Consider the following 21404-nt stretch of genomic DNA (forward strand, 5'->3'; position numbering starts at 1 on the left):
ACACGCCCCTTTCATCCGATGTCGGCCGGCACCCGGCCGGCCATGGCACGCAAGCCGTCATGGAGTGAAACCTTCGGGCGCCAGTCCAGAACCCGGTGCGCCAGCGTGATATCCGGGCAACGGCGGCGCGGGTCGTCGGGCATCGGCTCGACGTGCCGGACCACCGACCGGCTCCCGGTCACCTCGATCACCCGCTCGGCCACATCCAGCACAGTGACCTCTTCCGGGTTCCCGAGGTTGATCGGACCGCAGTGGTCGCTGTGCGCCATCGCCAGCAGCCCGCGCACGAGATCGTCCACGTAGCACAGCGAGCGGGTCTGGCGGCCGTCGCCGTGCACAGTCAGCGGCTCGCCTGCTTGTGCCTGCTGGAAGAACGTCGGGATCATCCGCCCGTCCCCGGCGCGCATCCTGGGTCCGTAGGTGTTGAAGATCCGGACAATGCCGGTGTTGACGGCGTATTCGCGGTGGAACGCCTGGGTCAGCGCCTCGCCGAACCGTTTGGCCTCGTCGTACACACTGCGCGGGCCGATCGGGTTGACGTTGCCCCAATAGGTCTCGCGCTGCGGGTGCTCCAGCGGATCGCCGTAGACCTCACTGGTCGAGGCGATCACGATCCGGGCGTTGTCGCGCCGCGCCAGTTCCAGCGCATGCAAGGTGCCGAACCCGCCCGAACGCATGGTGTCCACGGGCATCCGCAGGTAGTCCACAGGCGACGCCGGACAGGCGAGGTGCATCACCAGGTCCACCCGCCCGCGAACGTCGAGCGGTTCCGCCACGTCGGCGATGACCATCTCGAACCGGTCGTGGGTCAGCACGCCGCCGAGATTGCGCGGCGAACTGGTCCGGAAATCGTCCACACACACCACGTCGGTGCCCTGTCGCACCAGCTCAACGCACACGTGCGAGCCGAGAAACCCCGCCCCGCCGGTGACCACTGCCCGTTGGAAGCCCATGGGCCTGAGCTACCCGTGAATCACGGGTGTAACCACCGGTTCTCTGGGTATCAGGCAAGCAGCCGGACCTGGCGCTCGACATCCGCGGGCAACGGCTTGCGTTGCCGGGCCACGGCGGGCAACCGGCGTAGCGCCGCGCCCAGCGCCGCAAGTGCGTTCCGGTCGCCCAGTCCGCGCCTCGCCAGCGCCAGCGCATCGGTCATGCCGACCGTCAAGGGGCGGCGCAGCCAGGTGCTGAGCAGGTCGTTGCGCAGTTCGGCGCGGATGCGGGCGGTGGACGGGCCGCGGCTCTTCGACGGCTGGTGGTGCGCCACGATCTCGTCGACGTAGCAACCGGCCCAGCCCGCGGCCGCCAGGTCCCACGAGAACAGGCGTTCCTCACCGGGGAAGAACAGCACCGGGTTGAACCCGCCGACCTGCAGGAACGCCTCCCGGCGGACCAGCGAGCCGCAGCAGACGAACCCGAGCACCGACGGCCCCGGCAGGTCCTCGGCCCGGCCCAGCGCCGAGCACGCCATCTCCCGGCAGACCGGATCGAGCCGGCCTTCCGGTTCGATCATCACCCGTCCGGCGATCAGGCCAAGCCTTGGATGCCGTTCGAACAGCCGCTCGGCCCGGTCGAGCGCATCCGGCGCCCACCAGGAGTCGTCGTCGCTGAACGCCACATACGGCGTCTCTGCCAGGCGAACTCCGTGGTTGCGGGCGGACGAGCCGACATTGCGCTCCAAGGGGTACACCCGCACCCACGGGAAATTGCGCAACACCCGGCCCACGCTGTCGTCCGTCGAGCCGTTGTCGACGAGGATCACCGGCACATCGAGTTCCCGCAGGCACGCCAGCGTGCGTTCCAGTTCGTCAGCGCGGTTACGGGTCGCTATCACCACTGTCGTCTCGGCCACGACCGCGTGATACCCCGCACCAGCCCGCCGACACACGTTTGATCTTGTCTTCTCCGGGCACCACGGGGAGATGGACGAGTCCTTGTCACTTCTGCTGGAAGGCTACGGGTGGCTGCCCGACCGGCGGCGGCGTTCACCGAACGGCGTCGTGCGCACGCGGCTGATGGGGCAGCGTGCGATCGGCCTGTGCGGCCCGGACGCCGCCCGGTTCTTCTACGACGAGAACCACATCCGGCGGCACGGCGCGATCCCCGGACCGGTGCAGAGCACGCTGTTCGGACATGGCGCCTTGCACACCCTCGACGGTGCCGCGCACCGGCACCGCAAGAGCCCGTTCCTGTCGTTGGTGACCGACGAGAGCATCGCCGACCTGACGCGAAGCGTTTGCGCCGCCTGGGACGACAACGCCTGGCCGGTGGACAAGCCGGTCGTCCTGTTCGACGAGGCCGCCCGCGTGCTGACCCGCGGTGTCACCCGATGGGCCGGGCTGCACACGACCGGCGAAATGGCCAAGGACCTGGTCGCGATGGTCGACGGGTTCGCCACGCCCGGGCCGCGGCACTGGCGCGCCCGGGCCGCCCGGCGCCGCCAGGAGGCCGCGCTCGCCAGGACGGTGACCATGGCGCGATCAACCACCGTGCCAGCCGGTACGGCAGTCGATCTGTTGTCCCGGTTCGAGGAGAACGGCGAACTGCTCAGCCCGCGGCTGGCCGCGGTGGAGCTGCTCAACGTGATCCGCCCGACCGTCGCGGTGTGCTGGTTCGTCGCGTTCGCCGCGCACGCCCTGCACCACTGGCCCGAGCACCGGGAACTGTTGCGGGCGGGAGGCGACGCGTACGCCCTCGCCTTCGCGCACGAGCTGCGCCGGTTCTACCCGTTCGCGCCGTTCATCGCCGGCCACGCGGTCAAGGACCTCTCGTGGCAGGGTGAGCACATTCCCGCCGGGGCACTCGTGCTGCTCGACCTGTACGGGCAGAACCACGACAGTTCACTGTGGACGGACCCGTACACGTTCCGCCCCGGGCGGTTGCTCAACCACGAGATCGGCGCCTTCGAACTGGTCCCGCAAGGCGCGGGCGACCCGCACACGGGGCACCGCTGCCCCGGTGAGCCGTTCACCGTCGGGATCCTGCGCGCGCTCGCGGTCCGCCTGGCCCGCCTCGACTTCCGGTTCCCCAAGCAGGACTGGACCATCTCACTGCGCCGGGTGCCCGCCCGCCCCGCCGACGGCGCCATCCTCATCCCCCAGCAGCCCGACCGGGAAGGAATCTCATGCACCCCAATGGAAATCCGCTCGCCGTCGTAACCGGCGCGTCCAGCGGCATCGGCTATGAGCTGGCCAAGCAGTTCGCCTCGCACGGCTTCGATCTCATCATCGCCGCCGAGGATGACGGCATCACCGCCGTCGCGGCCAAACTCGAGGCCTACGGGCGGCAAGTGGAAGCCGTGCGGGTCGACCTCGCCGAGCCCGACGGCGTCCAGGAGCTGTGGATCCGCGTGACGGCGGCCGGGCGGACGCCCGCCGCGGTCGCGATCAACGCCGGGGTGGGGGTGGGCGGCGAGTTCGCCACCACCAGCCTCGACGACGACCTGAAGCTGGTCGACCTGAACGTCCGCTCCTCGGTGCACCTGGCCAAGCTCGCCGTGCGCGACATGGCCGCCCACGGCCAGGGCCGGATCCTGTTCAGCTCGTCGATCGCGGCCACCCAGCCGGGACCGTACGAGGCGAGCTATGCCGCCTCCAAGGCGTTCCTGCTCTCCTTCTCCGAGGCCCTGCACGCCGAGCTCAAGCCCAAAGGCATCACCGTCACCGCGTTGATGCCCGGGCCGACCGACACGAACTTCTTCGCGCGCGCCGGAATGCTCAACACCAAGCTCGGCTCGGCCAAGAAGGACGACCCGGCGCTCGTGGCCGAACAGGGCTACCAGGCGATGATGAAGGGCAAGGACCACGTGGTGGCCGGATCGGTGAAGAACAAGGTGATGGCGGCCGCCGCCAAGATCACGCCGGAGGCCATCAAGGCGCAGCTGCACCGGACCATGGCCAAACCCGGTTCCGGCACGCGCTGATGGGTACACCCGAACCCATGACACACCCCCGTGACGAAGAAGACGTCCTCGAAATGCTGCAGCGCCAGCACGAGGAGATCCGGCAGCTGTTCACCCAGCTGGAGACCGCCACCGGCGAGCGCCGGAAGGACCTGTTCCACAGCCTGGTCCGGCTGCTGGCGGTGCACGAGACCGCCGAGGAGGAGGTCGTCCACCCCGAGGTCCGTGACCTCACCGGCGGCGAGCCGGTCGTCGAGGCCCGGCTGGGTGAGGAGCACCGCGCCAAGCAGCTGCTCAGCACGCTGACCGAGATCGGCCCGGATGCCGACGGCTTCGACACGCTGCTCACGCAGCTGCGCGACGACGTTCTGGCCCACGCCGATCACGAGGAACGTGAAGAGTTCCCCTTGCTGCGTCAGCACCTTCCCGACCAGCGGCTGCGAGCGATGGCCTCCACCGTCAAGGTGGCCGAGGCCATCGCGCCCACCCGCCCGCACCCCGGCGTCGAGAGCGCGACGAAGAACCTGCTGCTCGGCCCGCCGATCGCGATCATGGACCGCGCCCGGGACGCCATCCGCAACGCCCTCGGCCGCTGACCGGTCCGGGCGGCCCCCGCTCAGCCCCACCGGGGCCGCCCCGGACACCACGCGTTCAACCCGGGACGCGGTGGGTATGTCTGACGGATGACTGTTGAGCGAGTTGTCGTCCTTGGGGCGACAGGGAATGTGGGCACCAGCGTGGTGCGGAGCCTCGTCGCGGATCCCGAGGTGGGATCGGTGGTCGGGGTGGCCCGGCGGATCCCGGACTGGACGCTGCCCAGGCTGACCTGGGCCGAAGCGGACATCCGGAAGGACGACCTCACACCGCTTTTCCGGGGCGCGGATGTCGTGGTCCATCTGAGCTGGCTGTTTCAGCCGACTCACCAGCCGAAGGTGACGTGGGACAACAATGTCCGGGGCAGCATCCGGGTGTTCGAGGCGGTCGCCGAGGCTGGTGTGCCAGCGCTCGTGTACGCCTCCTCGGTGGGCGCCTACTCCCCTGGCCCGAAAGACACGCCGGTGGACGAGAGCTGGCCCACCCATGGCTGGGCCGAGGCGGCCTATCCTCGGGAAAAGGCTTACCTGGAGCGGGTTCTGGACGCGTTCGAACCGGCACACCCTGGTGTGCGGGTGGTCCGGATGCGGCCAGGGTTCATCTTCAAGCAGGGCGCGGCCAGCCAGCAGCGCCGGCTGTTCGCCGGTCCGTTCCTGCCCAACAAGCTCGTCCAAGCCCTGCCGGTGATCCCCGACCTGCCCGGCTTGGTCTTCCAGGCACTGCACACCGAGGACGCCGCCGAGGCATACCGCCTGGCGGCGCTGCAAAACGTCCGTGGCGCGTTCAACATCGCTGCCGAACCAGCGGTGGACGCGAAAGTTCTCGCTGAATGTCTCAAAGCGACGGTCGTCAGGGCACCGGCGTGGCCCGTTCGTGCCGCGCTGACCGCCGCGTGGGCGTTGCACCTGGTTCCGGCCAGCCCCGGGCTGTTCGAGACGGTCCTGCAGCTGCCGGTCATGGACACCACCCGCGCCCGCATCGAGCTCGGCTGGACACCGCGGCACAGCGCCCAGGAGGCCATCGGGGAGTTCCTGACCGGGCTGCACCGGGGTGCGGGGCTGCCCACCGCCCCACTGGAATCCAGTGTGGACGGTGGGCGGCTGCACGAACTCGGCACCGGCGTGGGCGAGCAGCCCTGACCTATGCGCGAGCCAGGCGCTGGGCGAGCAGCTGCTTGCCCTGCTCGGCGCCCTTGCGGCTGTCGGCCTGCGCCTTGCGGAAGAACTCCGCGAGCTCCGAGTCACCCGCCTGCTCCGCGTCCTGGATGTAGGTCTCCAGGCGCAGCACGTTGTCCAGGCAGGCCTCGGTGAACCAGATGATGTCGTAGTCCTTGTCCTTGGTTCCGGTCTGGTGACCGGTCTCAGCCGTCATCGTGCCTCCTTCTCGTGGCTACCTTTCGCATACCCAGAAAAAGCCCGGGCATGCGGGCGGCGGGGCCGGGTACCCGACACCGCATGTCAACCATCACGCCACTACCCCATGAACGGTCCGGCGCACCGCTCCACGCGATGGTCACCGGCTCCGACTCCGGCATCGGCCGGGCGGTCGCTGTCGCCCTGGCCGGTGGCGGTGTCGATGTCGGCATCACCTACCACGAGGACGCCGACGGCGCTGAGGAGACCGCCAAGAAGGTCCGGGAGCTGGGTGCCCGCGCGACCGTGCACCGGCTGGACCTGACCGATCTGCCCACCGCGGCGAGCGTCGTCGACGAGGTGGCCGACGAGCTCGGCGGCCTCGACGTCCTGGTGAACTGCTCCGGCACCGGCAGCAGCCAAGCCGTCATGGACATGGACTTCGACACCTGGCGCCACGTGCTGTCGGTCGACCTGGACGGCGCTTTCCTGTGCTCCCAGCGCGCCGCACGGCACATGATCGACGCCGGGCGCGGGGGCAGGATCATCAACATCACCAGCGTGCACGAACACGCTCCCCGGGTCGGCGCGGCGCCCTACTGCGCGGCCAAGGCCGGTCTCGGCATGCTCACCAAGGTGCTCGCGCTGGAGCTGGCCGAGCACGCCATCACGGTGAACTCGGTGGCACCGGGTGAGATCTCCACACCGATGACCGGCCAGGAGGACGTGGACCCACGGGACCAGCCGAGGCCTGGTGTTCCGCTCGGCCGTCCCGGTCACGCCCAGGAAGTCGCTGCTGTGGTCGCCTTTCTGACCACGCCAGCGGCCGGGTACGTGACCGGGGCGTCCTATGTGGTCGACGGCGGGATGCTGCTCATGGGGCCACAGGCGAGTCCGCTGCTGCCCGACGACAGCTGGCGGTCAGCCGGGTAGTCCGATGTGGACCACCTTGGTGGTGGTGAACTCGTCGAGCAGCTCCGGGCCGTAGCCGAAGCCGGTTCCGCTGGCGCCCCGGGGCTGGGCCGCACCGCCGGGGGCACCGCCGAAGACCGCGTTGATCTTGACGGTGCCCACCGGCAGCTCCCGCCACGCCTCCTGCGCATGTCGCATGGAGGCGGTCAGCACCGAAGCGGCGAGCCCGTAGTCGCCTGTCGAGGCCATCGCGAGGCCCTCGTCGAAAGAGGACACGACGGTCACGGGTGCGACCGGGCCGAAAGTCTCCTCGGTCATGACCTTCATCTCCGCCGAGCACCCGGTCAGCACCGTGGCCGGGTAGTACGCGCCCGGCCCGGACGGGATCGCCCCGCCGGTGGCCACCGTGGCACCTCGGTCGAGCGCGTCCTCGACATGGGCATGCACATGCTCGCGGTGCCGCCGGTCCACCAAGGGCGCCAACGTTGTTTGTTCTGCCTGCACCGTCAGGGCGTCCAGGAAGTCGAAAGCGATGTCCTGGTGCACGTAGATCCGTTCGACCGACGTGCAGATCTGACCGGAGTTGGCGAAGGCGCCGGTGGCCGCCTGTGCGGCCGCCCACTCAGGATCCACGTCCGAGTCGATCAGCAACGGGTCGTTGCCGCCGTTCTCCAGCAACACCTTCACTCCGGGCCGTACCGAACCCGCGATGGCCCGGCCGGTCGCGCATGAGCCGACGTGGGCGACGACGCCGACATGTTCGCTGCCCACCAACGCGGCACCAACCTGGCCGTCGCCGACCAGCGTGGTCAGGATGTCGGCGGGCAGATGCGCCCCGAGGATCTCCCCCAGGAGCAACCCGGTGTGCGGTGCACGTTCGCTTGGCTTGTGCACCACCACGTTGCCCGTCACGAGCGCCGCGCCGAGCAGGCCGCAGGCCACCGCGACCGGGTCGTTCCACGGCGTCAGCGCCACGACCACACCACGGGGCTCCGGCACCATCAGATCGGCGGCCGTCCAGTCGCCGAGCAGGCTGCGGCCACGGTGCACCGGCCCGAGCTCGGCGTACTGTTCCAGCGTGCCGGCACCGGCCAGGATGCCTTCCTGCGCCTCGGCACAGGGCCTGCCGGTCTCGGCCTCGTTCACCACGGCCAGTTCGTGCGCACGGTCCCGCAGGTCGGCGGCGGCCGCACGCACCTGCCCCGCACGCGCCGCCGCGGGTGTTCGCGCCCAGTCGCGGGCGGCTTCCCGCGCTCTGGCCAGGACGTCGACGGCCTCGCCCGGGGTCGCCATCGGCAGCCAGCCGACCAGATCTCCGGTCACCGGGCTGAGGATCTCCAACGACTCATGCGTGCTCACGGCCACGACGGCTCCTTCGCGTGCGCCACGACCAGTTCGCGCACCTCGCACTCCGGCGGCTGGGACAACGCGAACATGACCGCGGAGGCCACGTTCTCGGGCGGGTTGAGCAGGCCAGGGTCCGGCGGCCGGTACTGCTCCTCGCGGTCGTCGAAGAAGGTGGTCCGCATGCCACCGGGAATCAACAGCGTCACCCCGACCAAGCCCGCGGCCTCGGCCGCCAGCGCCCGGGTGAAGCCCACCACGCCGAACTTCGAGGCGCAGTAGGCGGTCGCGTCGGACACGGCCCGCAGTCCCAGGGTCGAAGCCACCGTCACCACCCGGCCGCGCGACCGGATCAGATGCGGGATCGCCGCCCGCACGACCGCGGCCGTGCCGAGCAGGTTCACCCGGATCACCCGCTCCCAGTCCGAAGTGGACACTTCATCGAGCCTGCCGCAGCTGTCGATCCCCGCCGCCGTGACCACCCCGTCGAGGCCGCCGTTGCGTTCCGCCGCCTCGGCGACGGCCCGTTCCGCCGCGGCCGAGTCGGACAGGTCCACCGGCAGGAAGTCGGACACCTCCGCGGCGGGTGCGGCCTTGTCGAGCACGATCGCCCGGCCGCCGGCGGCCAGGACCGCGGCCGCCACCGCGGCGCCGAGACCCGATGAACCGCCGGTGATCAGCACGGTTCGCACAGTCATTTCCCCTTCTCTCATCCCACTTTGCCCAGTGCGTCGGCGAGCCGGCTGGTGGACCGGCCCGGGTGGTACGGAACGAGCACGGTCCGGCCACCCCATGACCGCACCAGCCGCGCCTCCGGCAGCTCGTCCTCGCGATAGTCGCCGCCCTTGACCCACACGTCCGGCCGCAGGTCGTCCAGCACGGCCAGCGGATCATCCTCGTCGAACACCGCGACCGCGTCGACGCATTCCAACGACATCAACAGCTCCACTCTGTCCTGTTCGGACATCAGGGGCCGGTCCGGACCCTTGAGGCGGCGCACCGAACGGTCGGAGTTCATGCACACCACCAGGCAGTCCCCCAACGCCCGCGCGGCGGCCAGGGTGCGGGTGTGCCCGGCATGCACCAGGTCGAAACACCCGCCCGTCGCGACAACGGTGCCACCGCGTGACCGCACGGTGGCGATCACGGCCCGGGCGTCATCCTCACCCGGCCGCAACAAAGCAGGTGCGCCAGCACCGAATGCCGCAGCACCGCCGTTCGCGAGGAACCGCGAGGCGGCGAGTACGCCGTGGCGCACAGCGTCCACTGTGGAGTCCCCGTCGCCCAGCCGGGAGGTCACCGTGCCCGCGAACTTGTCCCCGGCACCGCAGGGATCCAGAACCGGGACACGCGGTGCGGGTACGGCCACCGGCAATCCGCCGGCATCGAGGATCGCGCCCTGCGAACCGGCGGTCACCGCGACCGCGGCCACGGACCACCTGTCCCGCAACAAACTTGCCGCACGATAGGGGTCGTCCACGCCGGCGGCGGACTTCGCCTCGGACGCGTTGGGCGTCGCGAGCCACACGCCCGCGACCGGATCCGGGCCACGGGGATGCGGATCCCACACCACCGGAATGCGGTGGGCCAGCCGGCTCAACGCCTTGCGCAGGCTCCGGTCCCGCACCAGCCCACGGCCATAGTCGGCCACCAGCACGGCATCGGCCGACCACAACGCGTCGATCATCTCCTCGGTCACCGCCGGGGCCTGCCCGCAAGAACCCCGGTCCATCCGGGCCAGCGACTGGCCGGACGACCGGAGACGGATCTTCACCGGTGTCGCCGCGCCCGACGGCCCGGCGACCAAGTCCATGCCGCCCAAGACTTCCCGCAACCGCCGGCCGTCCTGGTCATCGGCGATGGCGGTGACCAGCCGCACCGGCACGCCATCGGCGGCGAGCAACGCGGCCGCGAGGCCCGCGCCGCCAGGCCGGGCGTGCTCCTGGTCGATGTCGACCACCGGAGCCGGGGCGTCCGGGCACAACCGGCTGGTGCTGCCGACGATGTCTATGTCCAGCAAGCAGTCACCGACAACGACCACCGTCATGACGCACGCTGCCTGGACTCGCCGGACACGCGCAGTGCGGCCTCGAAGACCTCGCAGACCATGTGTACCGCGATCAGCTGCGCCTCCTGCACGCTGCAGGTGTTGCCGGGCAACGTAATCGCCTCGTCGACGGCGTCGGCGAGCGGGTTGGGCCGGGCGCCGGTCATGGCCCAGACCGTGGCTCCCACCGCCCGGGCCGCCCGTGCCGCGTAGAGCAGGTTCGGGCTGCGGCCGGAGGTCGACAGCAGCAGGACGATGTCGGCCGGGCGGGCGTGCGCGGTGACCTGCCGGGCGAACACCTTCTCGTAGCCGTAGTCGTTGCCGATGGCGGTCATGCTGGAGGTCTCGGCGTGCAGGGCGATCGCGGAGTACGCGGGCCGGTCGCTGTCGAACTTCCCGACCAGCTCGGCGGTCAGGTGCTGTGCCTCGGCCGCCGAGCCCCCATTGCCCGCGACGAGCAACCGGTGTCCGGCCGGTAACCGTTGAGCCAGCAGCGATCCCCACCGGTTGACCGTGGTGGACTGACGGCGCAGCGCGGTGAGCGTCCCGGTGAGCGCGTCGATGTGCCGGTCGACGATCATGACATCTCCTCCAGCATCCCGGACGTCGTGTCCGCGGTGACCCGCTCGTAGGCGGCGACTGTGCCGAGGGCGACCCGGTCCCACGTGTACCTGGCCAGGATCCGGTCGCGGCCGGCGATGCCGAACGACAGGCCGCGGACCTCGTCCTCAGTCAGGCAACGGATCGCGTCGGCCAGCGGGACCGGGGCCCTCGGCGGGACCAGCAGGCCGGTCACACCGTCCACAACGGTGTCGACCAGCCCACCGACCGCCGACGCCACAACCGGTTTGCCGCAGGCCATCGCCTCCAGCGGCACGATGCCGAACGGTTCGTAGTGCGGGACGCAGACGACCACGTCCGCCGACCGAAGCAGCGCGGGCATCCTGGCCCGGGAGACCTCCCCGGCCAGCTCCACCCGGTCGGCGACCCCGTGCGCCGCGGCGAACCTCATCAGCCTGCGCGCCTCGGGATCGTCGGCCAGCTTGCGTCTGGCCGGGCCGCCGGCGATCACCAGCTCGGTGTCCGGCAGCCGCGGCAGCGCCGCGATGATGGTGCGGAACCCCTTGCGCTCCACCAGCCTGCCGACGCTGACGATCCGCCGCCCGTGCCGATTCGCCACCGGGCCGTTCGGCGAGAACTGGCTGGGGTCCACCCCACAGGGCACCACCGAGACCGACTGGCGCGGCACGCCCATCCGGATCAGCTCGAAGACCTCGTCGGAACAGGTGGCCACGATTCCCGCGGCGCGGCGGCCGATCATCCGCTCGATGCCGAGGCGCTCGGGCGGGCTGGTGTCCGCCGTACCCTGGTGCCGCTTCTTGACCGTGCCCAGGGCGTGGAAGGTCTGCACCACCGGGATGTCGAGGCTGTTCCCGGCCAGCAGCGAGGCCAGGCCGGACATCCAGAAGTGCGCGTGCACGAGGTCCGGGCGCTCGCGCCGCCAGTGCTGCTGCAGCACGTTGGCGAACTGGCCCATGTACGGCAGCATCTCGTCCTTGGCGATCACCTTCTCGGGGCCGGCCGTGACGTGCACGACCTGGTAGCCCTGTTTGGTGCGTGTCCGCTCCGGCAGTCCGGGGTCGTCCCGCCGGGTGTACACGGTCACGTCGTGCCCCCTGCGGGCCAGCGCCGCGGACAGTTCCGCCACATGCAGGTTCTGCCCGCCCGCGTCCACTCCGCCCAGTGCGGCCAGCGGACTGGCGTGCTCGGAGACCATCGCGATCCTCATGTGCTCACCTCCATCAACATCTCGTCCCAGTTCCGCAGGAAAGCCTTGAGCCCGTAGTGCGCCAGGGCGTACTCCCGGGCGTTCGCGCCCATCCGCCGGGCCAGCCCCGGGTCCTCGACCAGCTGCCGTAAGCCATCGCTGAGCTCACGCACGCTCGCCGAGACGAAACCCGCCTCGGGCGGGACCGCGCGGGGGACCTCGGTCGACGCCACCGCGACCACCGGCATGGCCAGGTGCATCGCCTCCAGCAGGGACAGGCCGAGCGAGGTCCAGCGCACCGGATGCAGGTAGACCCGCCGCTGGGCCAGCTCGTCGTACAGCCGTTCGGAGGGCAGGTCACCGACCGCCGTGACCCTGCCGCCACAGGAGTCCAAATCGGACAGTCCCATGCCGAACACGTCCAGCGGTACCACGCCGGCGAAGGCGGGCAGGAGGTCCGTGCCGGTCACCCGGCCGCGGCGGACCGGTTCGTTGACCACCACCCCGGCCCGGGCCAGCTCACCGGTGTACCGTGCGCCCGGGTCGACGATGCCGTGTTCGATGACCCTCGTCGGCGCCCGGCCGGAGTCCCAGATCAGCTCGTTGAAGTGGGTCACGTGGACCAGTGGGATGTCGTCGCGGTCCGCCAGCGGGTGCCGCGTCCTGGGCACGTGCCCCTGTGGAGTGTTGTGCTCCACGTAGACCATGGGCACCGTACGGCCGAGCAGCCTTGGCACGCAGTCGATCTCCTCCGGCCGCTGCAGCACCACGACGTCCACTTTGGACTCCCGAAGCTCGCCGGCCGGGATCTCCACCGCGTTCGCCGGCCAGTCGCGGCCCAGCCGTCCGCCACCCCAGTCACCGGTCGGCAGCAAGTAGCGGTGGCCGCCCTGGACGAACGCGCTCGTCCACGAGCCGTGTACGTGCCACACCAGCACGTTGAGCATCCGGTCCTCCCGCAAGTCTGGTGACGGCGGCCACGACCTCGTTGGCGTGTACCGAGTTCAGGCAGGGATGGCCGGGAACTGGACACTCACGGGCCCGGCTGTCCCGGCAGGCGGCGTTCTGGTCGCCCAGAACGATGTGCGGTACGCGATAAGGCGCCCACCTCACGGCGGACACCACGGGGGCGAACAACGACACCACCGGCGTACCAACGGCCGCGGCCAGATGCGCCGGTCCGGTGTTGCCCACCACCACGGCCGCGGCGCCGGCGAGCACTCCGGCCAGTTCGCGATAGCTCGTGCGGCCACCGAGGTCGACCCCGGCGTCACCGGCCACGCGCGCCGTCAGGTCCTTCTCCCGCGGGCCACCGGTGACGAGAACCTGCCAGCCCTCGGCACGCAGTGCGACGACCGCCTCCGCACAGCGCTCCGGCGACCACGCCCGGGCCGGTACCGCCGCCCCGGGATGCACCACGACGTGGGGTTCGCTCTGCTTGGCGGGAACGGGTTCCACGATTCGCAGTGCACCGTCGTCGTCTGGCGGCAGGGCGAACCCGGCCGCCTGCGCGACCAACAGCGCCCGCTCCGGTTCCGGCCGATCGTCGTCGCCGACCCGGTGATCCAGCAAGGACCCCGGGTAGTCGACCGAGATCGCGGCGATCTCAGGCACCCCGGCCAGCCGCAGCAGCAGCGCGAGCGGCAGCGGCGACTGGTGGAACGATGTCAGCACGAGCGCCACATCGAACTGCTGCTCCGCCAGCAGGGTCACGAAGTCCAGCACCTCGGGCGCGTTCACCGGCGGCGGGTCCGCCACGATCCACGGGCACCGCCACTCCAGCACCCGCGCGACCCCCGGCAGCAGGTCCGCGGCCTGACGCCCATTCGGTCCACATAGGACAGTCACGTCAGCCGGAAGCCCCCGCCCGGCCGCCGCGGCACGCACCGCGGGACCACTGACCAGGACATCACCGTCGCTGTCGAGGCGCGCGACCAGAACCCGGGTCCTCATCGGTCCAGCACCCAGTCGACGGCAGCGCCCAGGTCCGGCGCGGCGATCGGGGCACGCCCGACCTCCTCGTCGCGGGTCACCGGCGTGGGAACGAGCACGGCATGGGCGCCCGCGGCGGCGGCGGCGATCATGTCGCTCTCGATGTCGCCGATGACAACAACCTCGCCGGGCGGCACGCCCAGTTCCGCGCAGGCGGCGACGATCATCCCCGGCGCGGGTTTCCGGCAGCCGCAACCGTCTTCGGGACCGTGCGGGCACACCTGCCAGGTGTCGAACGGGCCCAGCAGCTCGTCGACCCGCTCGTTCACGCTCTGAAGCGCTTCTCGGGTGATCAGGCCACGCGCGATCCCGGACTGGTTGGTCACGACGCCGGTCCTGATCCCGCGCGCCCGGACTCGCCGCACGGCCTGTGCGGCGTTCTCGCGGGGCGTGACCTGCGCCGGATCCGAGTTGTACGGCACGTCTTCGATCAACGTGCCATCCCGGTCGAAGAGAATCGCCGAAATCGGTCCCATGCAGACAGTGGTGACCGAGAGCAGACGAGGTAAACCGGCTCGGGAGAACTACTACTCTCCGTGTTCGCGCCGGTCAGCGCTAACCTTTTTTCCTTGTCACCAAACAAAAATCGCGGTCGTGGTTAGCCTGGAGTCCTGCGGGTAAACAACTTCGGCTCTTATCCACTCTGCCGGTCGAGCGGTCCCCATTCACTCGAGTGCTGCTCGTCGACCAGCTTGCGCGCCTCACGAAGCACCTCGTCGGCCACCCACGCGAGCGGTGCACGGCAGATCACCAACGGCTCGTTGTCCGGGCCGCGTGCGATCTCCACGCCACGCAGCACCCAAGGCCGCACGCCCGGCCCGCGCAGCTCCCGCAGGTGCCGGTAGTCGTACAGGCGGCGGGCCAGCCACAACCGCACCGAGCGATGCTCCCACCACGGCTCGATCCGCAGCGGGTTCGCCGACAAGCCGGGCAGGGCCACGCCGGTCAGTCCGTCGCGGCTGGACTGCGCACCCGGCCCATCGGCGGCCAGGTCCACGTCCGGACCCCGCGACCAGCGGATGTACAGATCGCGGTCGCCCTCCCGGGCCACCAGCGCGGTCAGCTCGTCCAGGTCGGCGATCGTCGGCAAAGTGGACACGCCTACGGGATCCCCGCCAAACGCCGCCCTATGCGTTGCTCGTGACGTAAGGCAGGTCGACCAGGTCGAGGATGAGCGCGGCGGGGCTGGCCGGGGCGGTGACGAGGGTGAGCCGGTGCTGGTGGGCGGCGAGCTGCCGGGACGTGTCGTACAGCGTGCGGACTCCGGCGCCGGCCAGGAGGGTGACGCCGCACAGGTCGAGGGTGAGCGGGACGACCCCGCCGTGGGTGGCCGCCGAGAGGTCGCGGCTGAGCTGGTCGGCGGTGATGACGTCCACCGGATCGGTCACCCGTACCGTCAGCGCCTCGCCGTCGAGCAGTTCGGTTCCGAACGGCGGCTGGCGATGGGTGTCCTGGGCGGTCGCCGCCACGGCCACGGCCGGCAGCGCGGGCTGGTGAACGCGATGGCGCAGGGTCACGATCGTTCCGCGGGCTGGAGCGCCCGGCTTGCCCCTCACGCTAGACCGTGGGCGCCCCTGGGCGGGGATGAGCAGGCCGGTGGCGCGCCACCAACAGGGCCACGTCGTCCTCGGGCCACTCCCAGGTGCTCAGCGCGGCCATGATCCGGACGCACGCGGCCTCCGGCGACCTGACGTCCACGGCGTCCCTCAACCGCGCGAAGCCGTCGTCCAGCGGCCGGGACCGCCGTTCCACCAGCCCGTCGGTGTAGAGGCACAGCACCGAACCGGGCGGAAAGGCCACGACGGTGTTGTGCCGCGGCCTGGCGAACCCGCTGCCGAGCAGGACGTCGGCGGGCGCCTCGACCAGGCAGGCGGGCTGCCCCGGCCGGGCCAGCACCGGTGGCGGATGACCGGCCACGGACAGGCAGAACGAGTCCTCGCCCGGGCTGGTCACCGCGTACGCCACGGTCGCCATGGCACCCGGCTCGAAGTGGCTGACCTTGCGGTCGAGTTTCGTCAGGACCTCGGCCGGATCGTCGACGTGCAGCAGCGCGTAGGCCCGCAACGCGCTGCGCAGGCGTCCCATGATCACGGCCGCGGGTAACCCGTGCCCCACAACGTCGCCCATCACGATGCCCCAGCGGTCACCGGGCAGGGGAAACACGTCGTACCAGTCGCCGCCGACCCTGTTGTCCGCGCCGGGCACGTACCGGGCGGCGAACTCCAGTTCGCCCTGGTCGGGCAGCCGGGAGGGCAGCAGGCTGCGCTGCAGCGCGGTGGCCGCGGCCCGTTCGCCGCTGGTCAGCTGCGCCTGCACGGCCAGCGCGATGCGGTCGGCCACGACCTGCAGGAGGTCGATGTCGGTCCCGGTGAACGCCCGTTGGGCGACCGTGCCGACGTGTAACACGCCGACCAGCTGGCCGGCCGCCATCAGCGGCACACCGAGCAACGCGCGCAGACCACGTTCCCACAGCAGCGGGTTGACCACGGTGGTCGCGTCGACGTGGTCCAGGATGCGCGGTTTGTGGCTTTGCGCGATGCTGCCCGCGAAACCCCGGCCGACCTGGATCCGGACGCCCTGCCGGACCTCCTCCTCGATGCCGACCGCGGCCACGACGGTCAGGTATCCCGCCGACCGGTCGTGCAGCAGCACCGTCGCGGTGTCCACTACCAGCAGCTCGCGGACCCGCTCCAACAGCTCCTTGAGCAGCTCATCCAGCTCCAGCTGGGACAGTGCCGAGTCGGTGACCGCCTGGATCATGCGCAGACGGTCCTCGGCGGTACCCGGGTCGACCACCAGATCAGGTTAAACCGGCCCGGGCAGTCGTGCCCGACTGTCCGCCAGGTCCCCGAACAGGTCGCCGGACCCGGCGACCCGGTCCAGGACATCGGCCGAGGTGAACACCAGCTGCGCCGGGCGGCGGCATCCGCGTACTTCGTCCCAGGTGACCGGTGTGGCGGCGGTCGGCTGTTCCCGGCCGCGCAGCGAGTAGGGCGCGATGGTGGTCTTGGCGGTGTTGTTCTGGCTCCAGTCGATGAAGACCTTGCCGGTGCGGTGGGTCTTGGCCATGGTGGCGGTGATCCGCCCGGGTGTCTCGCGAGCCAGCTTCTGCGCCAGGGCTTTCGCGTACCGCGAGGGCCGGTCGCGGTTGTCGGTCTCGATCGCGCAGTACAGCTGCATGCCTTTGCCGCCGGAGGTCGTGGCGAACGGCGTGAGCCCGTCGGCCTCGAGCAGGTCGCCCAGCCGCTCGGCGACCCGGCAGCAGTCGACGATCGTGGTGCCCGGCCCGGGATCGAGGTCGAACACCAGCCGGTCCGGCGCATCCCGCCCACCCGCGACGGTCCACTGTGGAACGTGGAGTTCGAGGGCGGCCATGTTCGCCGACCACACCAGCGCGGGCAGTTCCTCCAGCAGTGCGTAGCGGATCGTGTCCCCGCTGCCGCGGGAACCACTGCTCGGCAACACCACGGTCGGCAGCCAGTCCGGCGCGCCGAGCGGCACGTTCTTCTCGAAGAAGCTCTCCCCCTCGACGCCGTCCGGGAACCGGATGAACGTGACCGGACGGCCGTGGATGTGCGGCAGCATCACCGGTGCGATCCGGGAGTAGTAGTCGATCACTTGCGCTTTGGTGAAACCATTGGGATACAGCGCTTTGTCCAAATTGGACAGGACGAGTTTCCGGTTGCCCGCCCGGACGGTGACCCGGTTGCTCTCGCGTGCGGGCTGTGGGTCCGGCGAGAACGGGCGCGGGGCGACGACCTCGTCCGGGGTGCGGTCCGCGCGCAACCCCCGCCAGGAGGTGTGCCGCAACCGCCCAGCGCCGCGGGTGAACTGCCGGTACTGGACCTCGCCGACCAGTTCGGGGCGGACCCATCTCGCGCGGACGGTGTCCTCGCGGGGCGGTGTGGTCACGAACGGGTGGCGGCGCCGTTCCAGAGGCTGCAGGCGGGCTTGCAGGTCGTGGCGGTCCTGTTCGCTGAACCCGGTGCCGACATCGCCGATGTAGACCAGGTCGCCGGTGTCCGGGTCGTGCGCGCCCAGCAGCAGCCCGCCGAGCCGGCCGGTGAAGCCGTGCTGGCCGGGCCGCCAGCCGCAGATGATGACCTCCTGGGTGTGCACTAAAGGGTGCTTCAGCCACGAGTCCGGCCGTTTGCCGGGCAGGTACGGCGACGAGCGGAGCTTGGCCACCAGCCCCTCGTACCCGGCGGCCTGGGTGCGGGCCAGCATGTCCTGCGGGGTGAGCCGGTCGGCCGCCAGCTCGTCGAACGTCACCGCGCGCACCACCGCGATCCGGTACGGGTCCGGCATCGGCAGCCCGGTGAGCAGCCGGCGGCGCTCGTCGTACGGCCGGTCCAGCAGCGACCGGTCACCCCACCGCAGCAGGTCGAACACCAGCAGGCGGACCGGCACGTCCTCGAACGGCTCGTCCGGCCGGAGGGTCCGGTGCTTCTGGAACCGGCCGCGGCGGTCCTGCATCAGCCCGAAATCCGCCCGGCCGTGCTCGTTGTAGACCACGATTTCACCGTCGAGCACCGCCGCCCGCCCATCCAGGGCATCGCCGAACACCGTCAGCAACTCCGGGAACTCGGCGCTGAAGTCGATCCCGTTCCGGCTGGTGAACACCGTCGTCCCATCGGGCGCGATCCGCATACACGCCCGGTAACCATCCAGCTTGTACTCATACGTCCACTGCGACCCCTCCCGCAGCCGCCCCCCATCCGGCTTGGCCAGCATCGGCTCCACCCACCCGGGGACCACAGACCGGCCGCCACCAGCCATCGCAACCCCCTCACCAGGAGAAACACGGGTCGAATGGACGGTAACCCAGATGGCCTAACCCCGCACGAGCGCCGAGCGCATGACACCGCCTGGAACGGTGGTGACGGCGGGCCGGGGCACTTCAGCACTTCCACGTCCAGCGTGAACGTGGTGGATCTGGTGCTCGCCGCGCTCGCTGGAGCGATCGTCTTCCGCGCGCAAGGCCATCCGACGCCCGCGACGGCCGGTTTCCGCACGGTGCTGCTGGCCCAGCTCGCCGCGATGCTCGGGACCCGCCTCTCGCTCCAGGGCCACTGAACCTTTCGGCGAACACAGTCATCCGGCCAGACCGCTGCGGTCACGGCCGCTCGGCGCAGGTCAGCGAGGGTCACGACATGGACCACTACGCCGACGACCTCGCCGCCCTGACCGCGCACCTCGACCTGCGCGACGCCGTGCACGTCGGCCACTCCACCGGCGGCGGTGAGGTCGTGCACTACCTCGCGCGGCACGGCGAGTCCCGCGTCGCCAAGGCCGCGATCATCAGCGCCGTCCCGCCGCAGATGGTGCGGAGCGAGAACAACCCAGGCGGCCTGCCGCAGAGCGTCTTCGACGACCTGCAGGCCCAGCTCGCGGCCAACCGCTCGGAGTTCTACCTGTCGCTGGCGGCCGGGCCGTTCTACGGGTTCAACCGGCCCGGCGCGCAGCCGTCCGATGCCATGATCCGCAACTGGTGGCGACAGGGCATGATGGGCGGCGCGAAGGCACACTACGACGGCATCGTCGCCTTCTCGCAGACCGACTTCACCGAGGACCTCAAGAAGATCACGGTGCCCACCCTGGTGATGCACGGCGACGACGACCAGATCGTGCCCTACGCCGACTCGGCGCCGTTGTCGGCCAAGCTGCTGGCCAACGGGATTCTCAAGACCTACCCGGGTTTCCCGCACGGCATGCCCACCACCGAGGCCAGCACGATCAACGCGGACCTGCTGGATTTCGTGCGGTCCTGACGTTTCCCGGCCCCTCGTCCGGATCTGCCACCGGGCGAGGTTTCCATCGGAGACTCGCGTGAACAGCACCGTCACGTCGGTCGCGGGCCACCTGCTGATTCGGCCGCCCTCGGTGACGCAGTGGCTGCGGGTGGCCTACCAGCACCCCTTGACCGCCGCGGTGTTGATCGCGTTTGCCGCGACCACAACCGCAGCCGGTCACGGGCAACTCTGTTCGATCTAGGCGCTGGCCATGCCGAGCCGGGCGGCCTTGATCTGCTTGCGGTGGGCCAGGATTCCGCTCAGCGACACGATCATGCCGAGCACCGCGATCCCGGCGACCACGGCCAGGCCTGGGAAGTAGCTCGCCAGCAGGTCGTCGGGGCTCACGGTGGCGCCGTGCGTTTCGTTGGCGGCCACCACGGCGGTGACCACGGCGAGGCCGATCGCGCCACCGACCTGCATGGAGGTCTGCAGCAGGCCGGAGGCGAGGCCTTGTTCCTCGTCGCGCACCCCGGACACGGCCTGGATGCTGAGCGAGGTGTAGTTCAGGGCGGTGCCGATGCCCAGCAGGAGCATCGACGGCAGGATGATGCCGATCAGGTTGGGGCGCACCTGCGCGCCGAGGAAGACCGCGTACCCGGCGACCAGGGCGATGAACCCGAACAGGATCAGCGGGGCGGTGCCGAACCGGCCCACGATCGAGGCCATCCGGGTGGAGCTGGCGACCACGAAGATGGCGGCGGGCAGGAACGCCAGGGCGGTCTGCAGCGCCGACCAGCCGGCGAGGCGCTGCATGTACTGCGTCGCAACGAACTGGTAGCCGACGTACGAGCCGAAGAACAGCATCGCGCCGAGGTTGGCGCGCACCAGGGCCGGGGATCGCAGGATGCCCAGCCGGATCAGCGGGTGGGTGCTGCGCCGTTCGATCATGACGAACGCCACCAGCAACGCGACCACCACCACGAACGACCCGATGGTCGACGGCGACGCCCAGCCGGCTTCCGGCGCCTGCACGATCGTGTACACCAGGAGCAGCATGGCCACAGTGGACGTGATGGCGCCGCCCAGGTCGTAGCTGTGGCCATTCCGTTGCGGCCGTGCGTGCTTCGGCACAAGCCGGATCGCCGCGACGAGCACGATCAGCGCGATCGGCGCGGGCAGCAGCAACGGGTAGCGCCAGCCCGCGTCGGTCAGCAGGCCCGAGGCGACCAGGCCGAGCGAGAAACCGCTCGCGCCGGTGACGGAGAAGATGGTCAGCGCCTTGTTGCGGGCCGGTCCCTCGTGGAACGTCGTGGTGATGATGGACAGCGCGGCGGGCGTGATGAACGCGGCTGCGACACCCTTGACGAACCGGGCCACGATCAGCGGTTCCGGCGTGCTGACCAGGCCGCCGAGCAGCGACCCGACCACGAACACCGCCAGCGAGACGAGCAGCACGGGACGGCGGCCGAGCAGGTCGGCGGCGCGGCCACCGAGCAGCAGCAACCCGCCGTAGCCCAGCACGTACCCGCTCACCACCCACTGCAGCGCGGAGGTGGTCATGTCCAGTTCGGCGCGGATGGACGGCAGCGCCACGCCGATCATCGAGATGTCGAGGGAGTCCAGGAAAAGCGCGCCGCACAGCACGATCAGCGTGCCCCAGAGCCGGGGTCCCCAGTGCGTGCTGGACGCCGGGATTGCAGGTGTTTCGGTCATGACGGCGAAGATAAACATGCGCGTGCAATTGATGCAAACACATCAA

Annotated in this window: 24 protein-coding genes; 8 read left to right on the forward strand and 16 right to left on the reverse strand. The window is 70.5% G+C overall.

The window, feature by feature from the left end; all coding sequences use genetic code 11:
• Nucleotides 1–11: 11 nt before the first annotated feature.
• Both AB0J95_RS16735 and AB0J95_RS16740 read right to left on the reverse strand, forming a co-directional pair.
• Nucleotides 12–953 carry an NAD-dependent epimerase/dehydratase family protein gene (locus AB0J95_RS16735; RefSeq protein ID WP_364757915.1) on the reverse strand — a complete coding sequence of 314 codons (942 nt, stop codon included), beginning with the start codon at nucleotides 951–953 and terminating at the stop codon, nucleotides 12–14.
• A 50-nt stretch (nucleotides 954–1003) separates the two neighbouring features.
• Nucleotides 1004–1852, reverse strand: coding sequence for a glycosyltransferase (locus tag AB0J95_RS16740; protein ID WP_364757917.1), 849 nt, complete (start codon nucleotides 1850–1852; stop codon nucleotides 1004–1006).
• A 70-nt stretch (nucleotides 1853–1922) separates the two neighbouring features.
• Between AB0J95_RS16740 and AB0J95_RS16745 the strand changes: the two genes are divergently transcribed.
• The 4 genes from AB0J95_RS16745 (at nucleotide 1923) to AB0J95_RS16760 (ending at nucleotide 5634) form a co-directional block, all read left to right on the forward strand.
• Entirely contained in the window at nucleotides 1923–3158 is a 1236-nt protein-coding gene (locus AB0J95_RS16745) for a cytochrome P450 (RefSeq protein ID WP_364757918.1), read from the forward strand.
• Nucleotides 3125–3922: an SDR family NAD(P)-dependent oxidoreductase gene (locus AB0J95_RS16750; protein WP_364757920.1), complete on the forward strand. Its 798-nt coding sequence runs from the start codon at nucleotides 3125–3127 to the stop codon at nucleotides 3920–3922. The genes AB0J95_RS16745 and AB0J95_RS16750 overlap by 34 nt, the downstream gene beginning before the upstream one ends.
• A gap of 17 nt (nucleotides 3923–3939) precedes the next feature.
• Nucleotides 3940–4497 carry a hemerythrin domain-containing protein gene (locus AB0J95_RS16755; RefSeq protein WP_364757922.1) on the forward strand — a complete coding sequence of 186 codons (558 nt, stop codon included), beginning with the start codon at nucleotides 3940–3942 and terminating at the stop codon, nucleotides 4495–4497.
• Nucleotides 4498–4584: 87 nt separating this feature from the next.
• Nucleotides 4585–5634: an NAD-dependent epimerase/dehydratase family protein gene (locus AB0J95_RS16760; RefSeq protein WP_364757924.1), complete on the forward strand. Its 1050-nt coding sequence runs from the start codon at nucleotides 4585–4587 to the stop codon at nucleotides 5632–5634.
• A 1-nt stretch (nucleotide 5635) separates the two neighbouring features.
• On the opposite strand, the gene AB0J95_RS16765 is transcribed toward AB0J95_RS16760, so the two are convergent.
• Nucleotides 5636–5866: a hypothetical protein gene (locus tag AB0J95_RS16765; protein WP_364757926.1), complete on the reverse strand. Its 231-nt coding sequence runs from the start codon at nucleotides 5864–5866 to the stop codon at nucleotides 5636–5638.
• Between the two features lie 83 nt (nucleotides 5867–5949).
• Here AB0J95_RS16765 and AB0J95_RS16770 point away from each other — a divergent pair, with 83 nt between their 5' ends.
• Nucleotides 5950–6780 (forward strand): SDR family oxidoreductase, encoded by an 831-nt coding sequence (locus tag AB0J95_RS16770; RefSeq protein WP_364757928.1) that lies wholly within the window; start codon nucleotides 5950–5952, stop codon nucleotides 6778–6780.
• On the opposite strand, the gene AB0J95_RS16775 is transcribed toward AB0J95_RS16770, so the two are convergent.
• The 12 genes from AB0J95_RS16775 to ligD all read right to left on the reverse strand — a co-directional run bounded on the left by AB0J95_RS16775 (nucleotide 6769) and on the right by ligD (nucleotide 18644).
• On the reverse strand, nucleotides 6769–8118 hold the full coding sequence (locus AB0J95_RS16775) for an aldehyde dehydrogenase family protein (RefSeq protein WP_364757929.1): 1350 nt from the start codon (nucleotides 8116–8118) through the stop codon (nucleotides 6769–6771). The genes AB0J95_RS16770 and AB0J95_RS16775 overlap by 12 nt on opposite strands.
• Nucleotides 8115–8801: an SDR family oxidoreductase gene (locus tag AB0J95_RS16780; protein WP_364757931.1), complete on the reverse strand. Its 687-nt coding sequence runs from the start codon at nucleotides 8799–8801 to the stop codon at nucleotides 8115–8117. The genes AB0J95_RS16775 and AB0J95_RS16780 overlap by 4 nt, the downstream gene beginning before the upstream one ends.
• A gap of 11 nt (nucleotides 8802–8812) precedes the next feature.
• Nucleotides 8813–10150 (reverse strand): PfkB family carbohydrate kinase, encoded by a 1338-nt coding sequence (locus tag AB0J95_RS16785; protein WP_364757933.1) that lies wholly within the window; start codon nucleotides 10148–10150, stop codon nucleotides 8813–8815.
• Nucleotides 10147–10731, reverse strand: a complete 585-nt coding sequence (locus AB0J95_RS16790; RefSeq protein ID WP_364757935.1) for an SIS domain-containing protein — start codon at nucleotides 10729–10731, stop codon at nucleotides 10147–10149. Before AB0J95_RS16790 ends, AB0J95_RS16785 begins: the two co-directional genes overlap by 4 nt.
• Entirely contained in the window at nucleotides 10728–11939 is a 1212-nt protein-coding gene (locus AB0J95_RS16795) for a glycosyltransferase (protein WP_364757937.1), read from the reverse strand. The genes AB0J95_RS16790 and AB0J95_RS16795 overlap by 4 nt, the downstream gene beginning before the upstream one ends.
• Nucleotides 11936–12865 carry a glycosyltransferase gene (locus AB0J95_RS16800; protein WP_364757939.1) on the reverse strand — a complete coding sequence of 310 codons (930 nt, stop codon included), beginning with the start codon at nucleotides 12863–12865 and terminating at the stop codon, nucleotides 11936–11938. Before AB0J95_RS16800 ends, AB0J95_RS16795 begins: the two co-directional genes overlap by 4 nt.
• The gene (locus tag AB0J95_RS16805; protein ID WP_364757940.1) at nucleotides 12777–13871 is read right to left on the reverse strand and encodes a glycosyltransferase family 9 protein; all 1095 of its coding nucleotides are present in this window, start codon (nucleotides 13869–13871) and stop codon (nucleotides 12777–12779) included. Before AB0J95_RS16805 ends, AB0J95_RS16800 begins: the two co-directional genes overlap by 89 nt.
• Nucleotides 13868–14386, reverse strand: a complete 519-nt coding sequence (locus AB0J95_RS16810; protein ID WP_364757942.1) for an HAD family hydrolase — start codon at nucleotides 14384–14386, stop codon at nucleotides 13868–13870. The genes AB0J95_RS16805 and AB0J95_RS16810 overlap by 4 nt, the downstream gene beginning before the upstream one ends.
• Nucleotides 14387–14544: 158 nt before the next feature.
• On the reverse strand, nucleotides 14545–15009 hold the full coding sequence (locus AB0J95_RS16815) for a DUF6098 family protein (protein WP_364757944.1): 465 nt from the start codon (nucleotides 15007–15009) through the stop codon (nucleotides 14545–14547).
• Between the two features lie 28 nt (nucleotides 15010–15037).
• Nucleotides 15038–15427, reverse strand: coding sequence for an STAS domain-containing protein (locus tag AB0J95_RS16820; RefSeq protein WP_364757946.1), 390 nt, complete (start codon nucleotides 15425–15427; stop codon nucleotides 15038–15040).
• Nucleotides 15428–15467: 40 nt separating this feature from the next.
• The gene (locus AB0J95_RS16825; protein WP_364757948.1) at nucleotides 15468–16706 is read right to left on the reverse strand and encodes a GAF domain-containing SpoIIE family protein phosphatase; all 1239 of its coding nucleotides are present in this window, start codon (nucleotides 16704–16706) and stop codon (nucleotides 15468–15470) included.
• 9 nt (nucleotides 16707–16715) lie between these two features.
• A complete protein-coding gene (gene ligD, locus AB0J95_RS16830) occupies nucleotides 16716–18644 on the reverse strand; it encodes a DNA ligase D (protein WP_364757950.1) in 1929 nt (642 codons plus the stop codon).
• Between the two features lie 78 nt (nucleotides 18645–18722).
• On the opposite strand from ligD, the gene AB0J95_RS16835 reads away from it, so the two are divergent.
• From AB0J95_RS16835 to AB0J95_RS16845, 3 genes are read left to right on the forward strand one after another with little or no spacing between them, the layout of a single operon-like run.
• On the forward strand, nucleotides 18723–18986 hold the full coding sequence (locus tag AB0J95_RS16835) for a hypothetical protein (RefSeq protein ID WP_364757952.1): 264 nt from the start codon (nucleotides 18723–18725) through the stop codon (nucleotides 18984–18986).
• Nucleotides 18987–19006: 20 nt separating this feature from the next.
• On the forward strand, nucleotides 19007–19681 hold the full coding sequence (locus AB0J95_RS16840; protein WP_364757992.1) for an alpha/beta hydrolase: 675 nt from the start codon (nucleotides 19007–19009) through the stop codon (nucleotides 19679–19681).
• Nucleotides 19682–19739: 58 nt separating this feature from the next.
• Nucleotides 19740–19904 (forward strand): hypothetical protein, encoded by a 165-nt coding sequence (locus AB0J95_RS16845; RefSeq protein WP_364757954.1) that lies wholly within the window; start codon nucleotides 19740–19742, stop codon nucleotides 19902–19904.
• Here AB0J95_RS16845 and AB0J95_RS16850 read toward each other — a convergent pair.
• Nucleotides 19901–21358 carry an MFS transporter gene (locus AB0J95_RS16850; RefSeq protein ID WP_364757956.1) on the reverse strand — a complete coding sequence of 486 codons (1458 nt, stop codon included), beginning with the start codon at nucleotides 21356–21358 and terminating at the stop codon, nucleotides 19901–19903. The genes AB0J95_RS16845 and AB0J95_RS16850 overlap by 4 nt on opposite strands.
• Nucleotides 21359–21404 lie beyond the last annotated feature (46 nt).

The sequence above is a fragment of the Actinocrispum sp. NPDC049592 genome (assembly GCF_040675465.1).
Classification (GTDB): domain Bacteria; phylum Actinomycetota; class Actinomycetes; order Mycobacteriales; family Pseudonocardiaceae; genus Kibdelosporangium.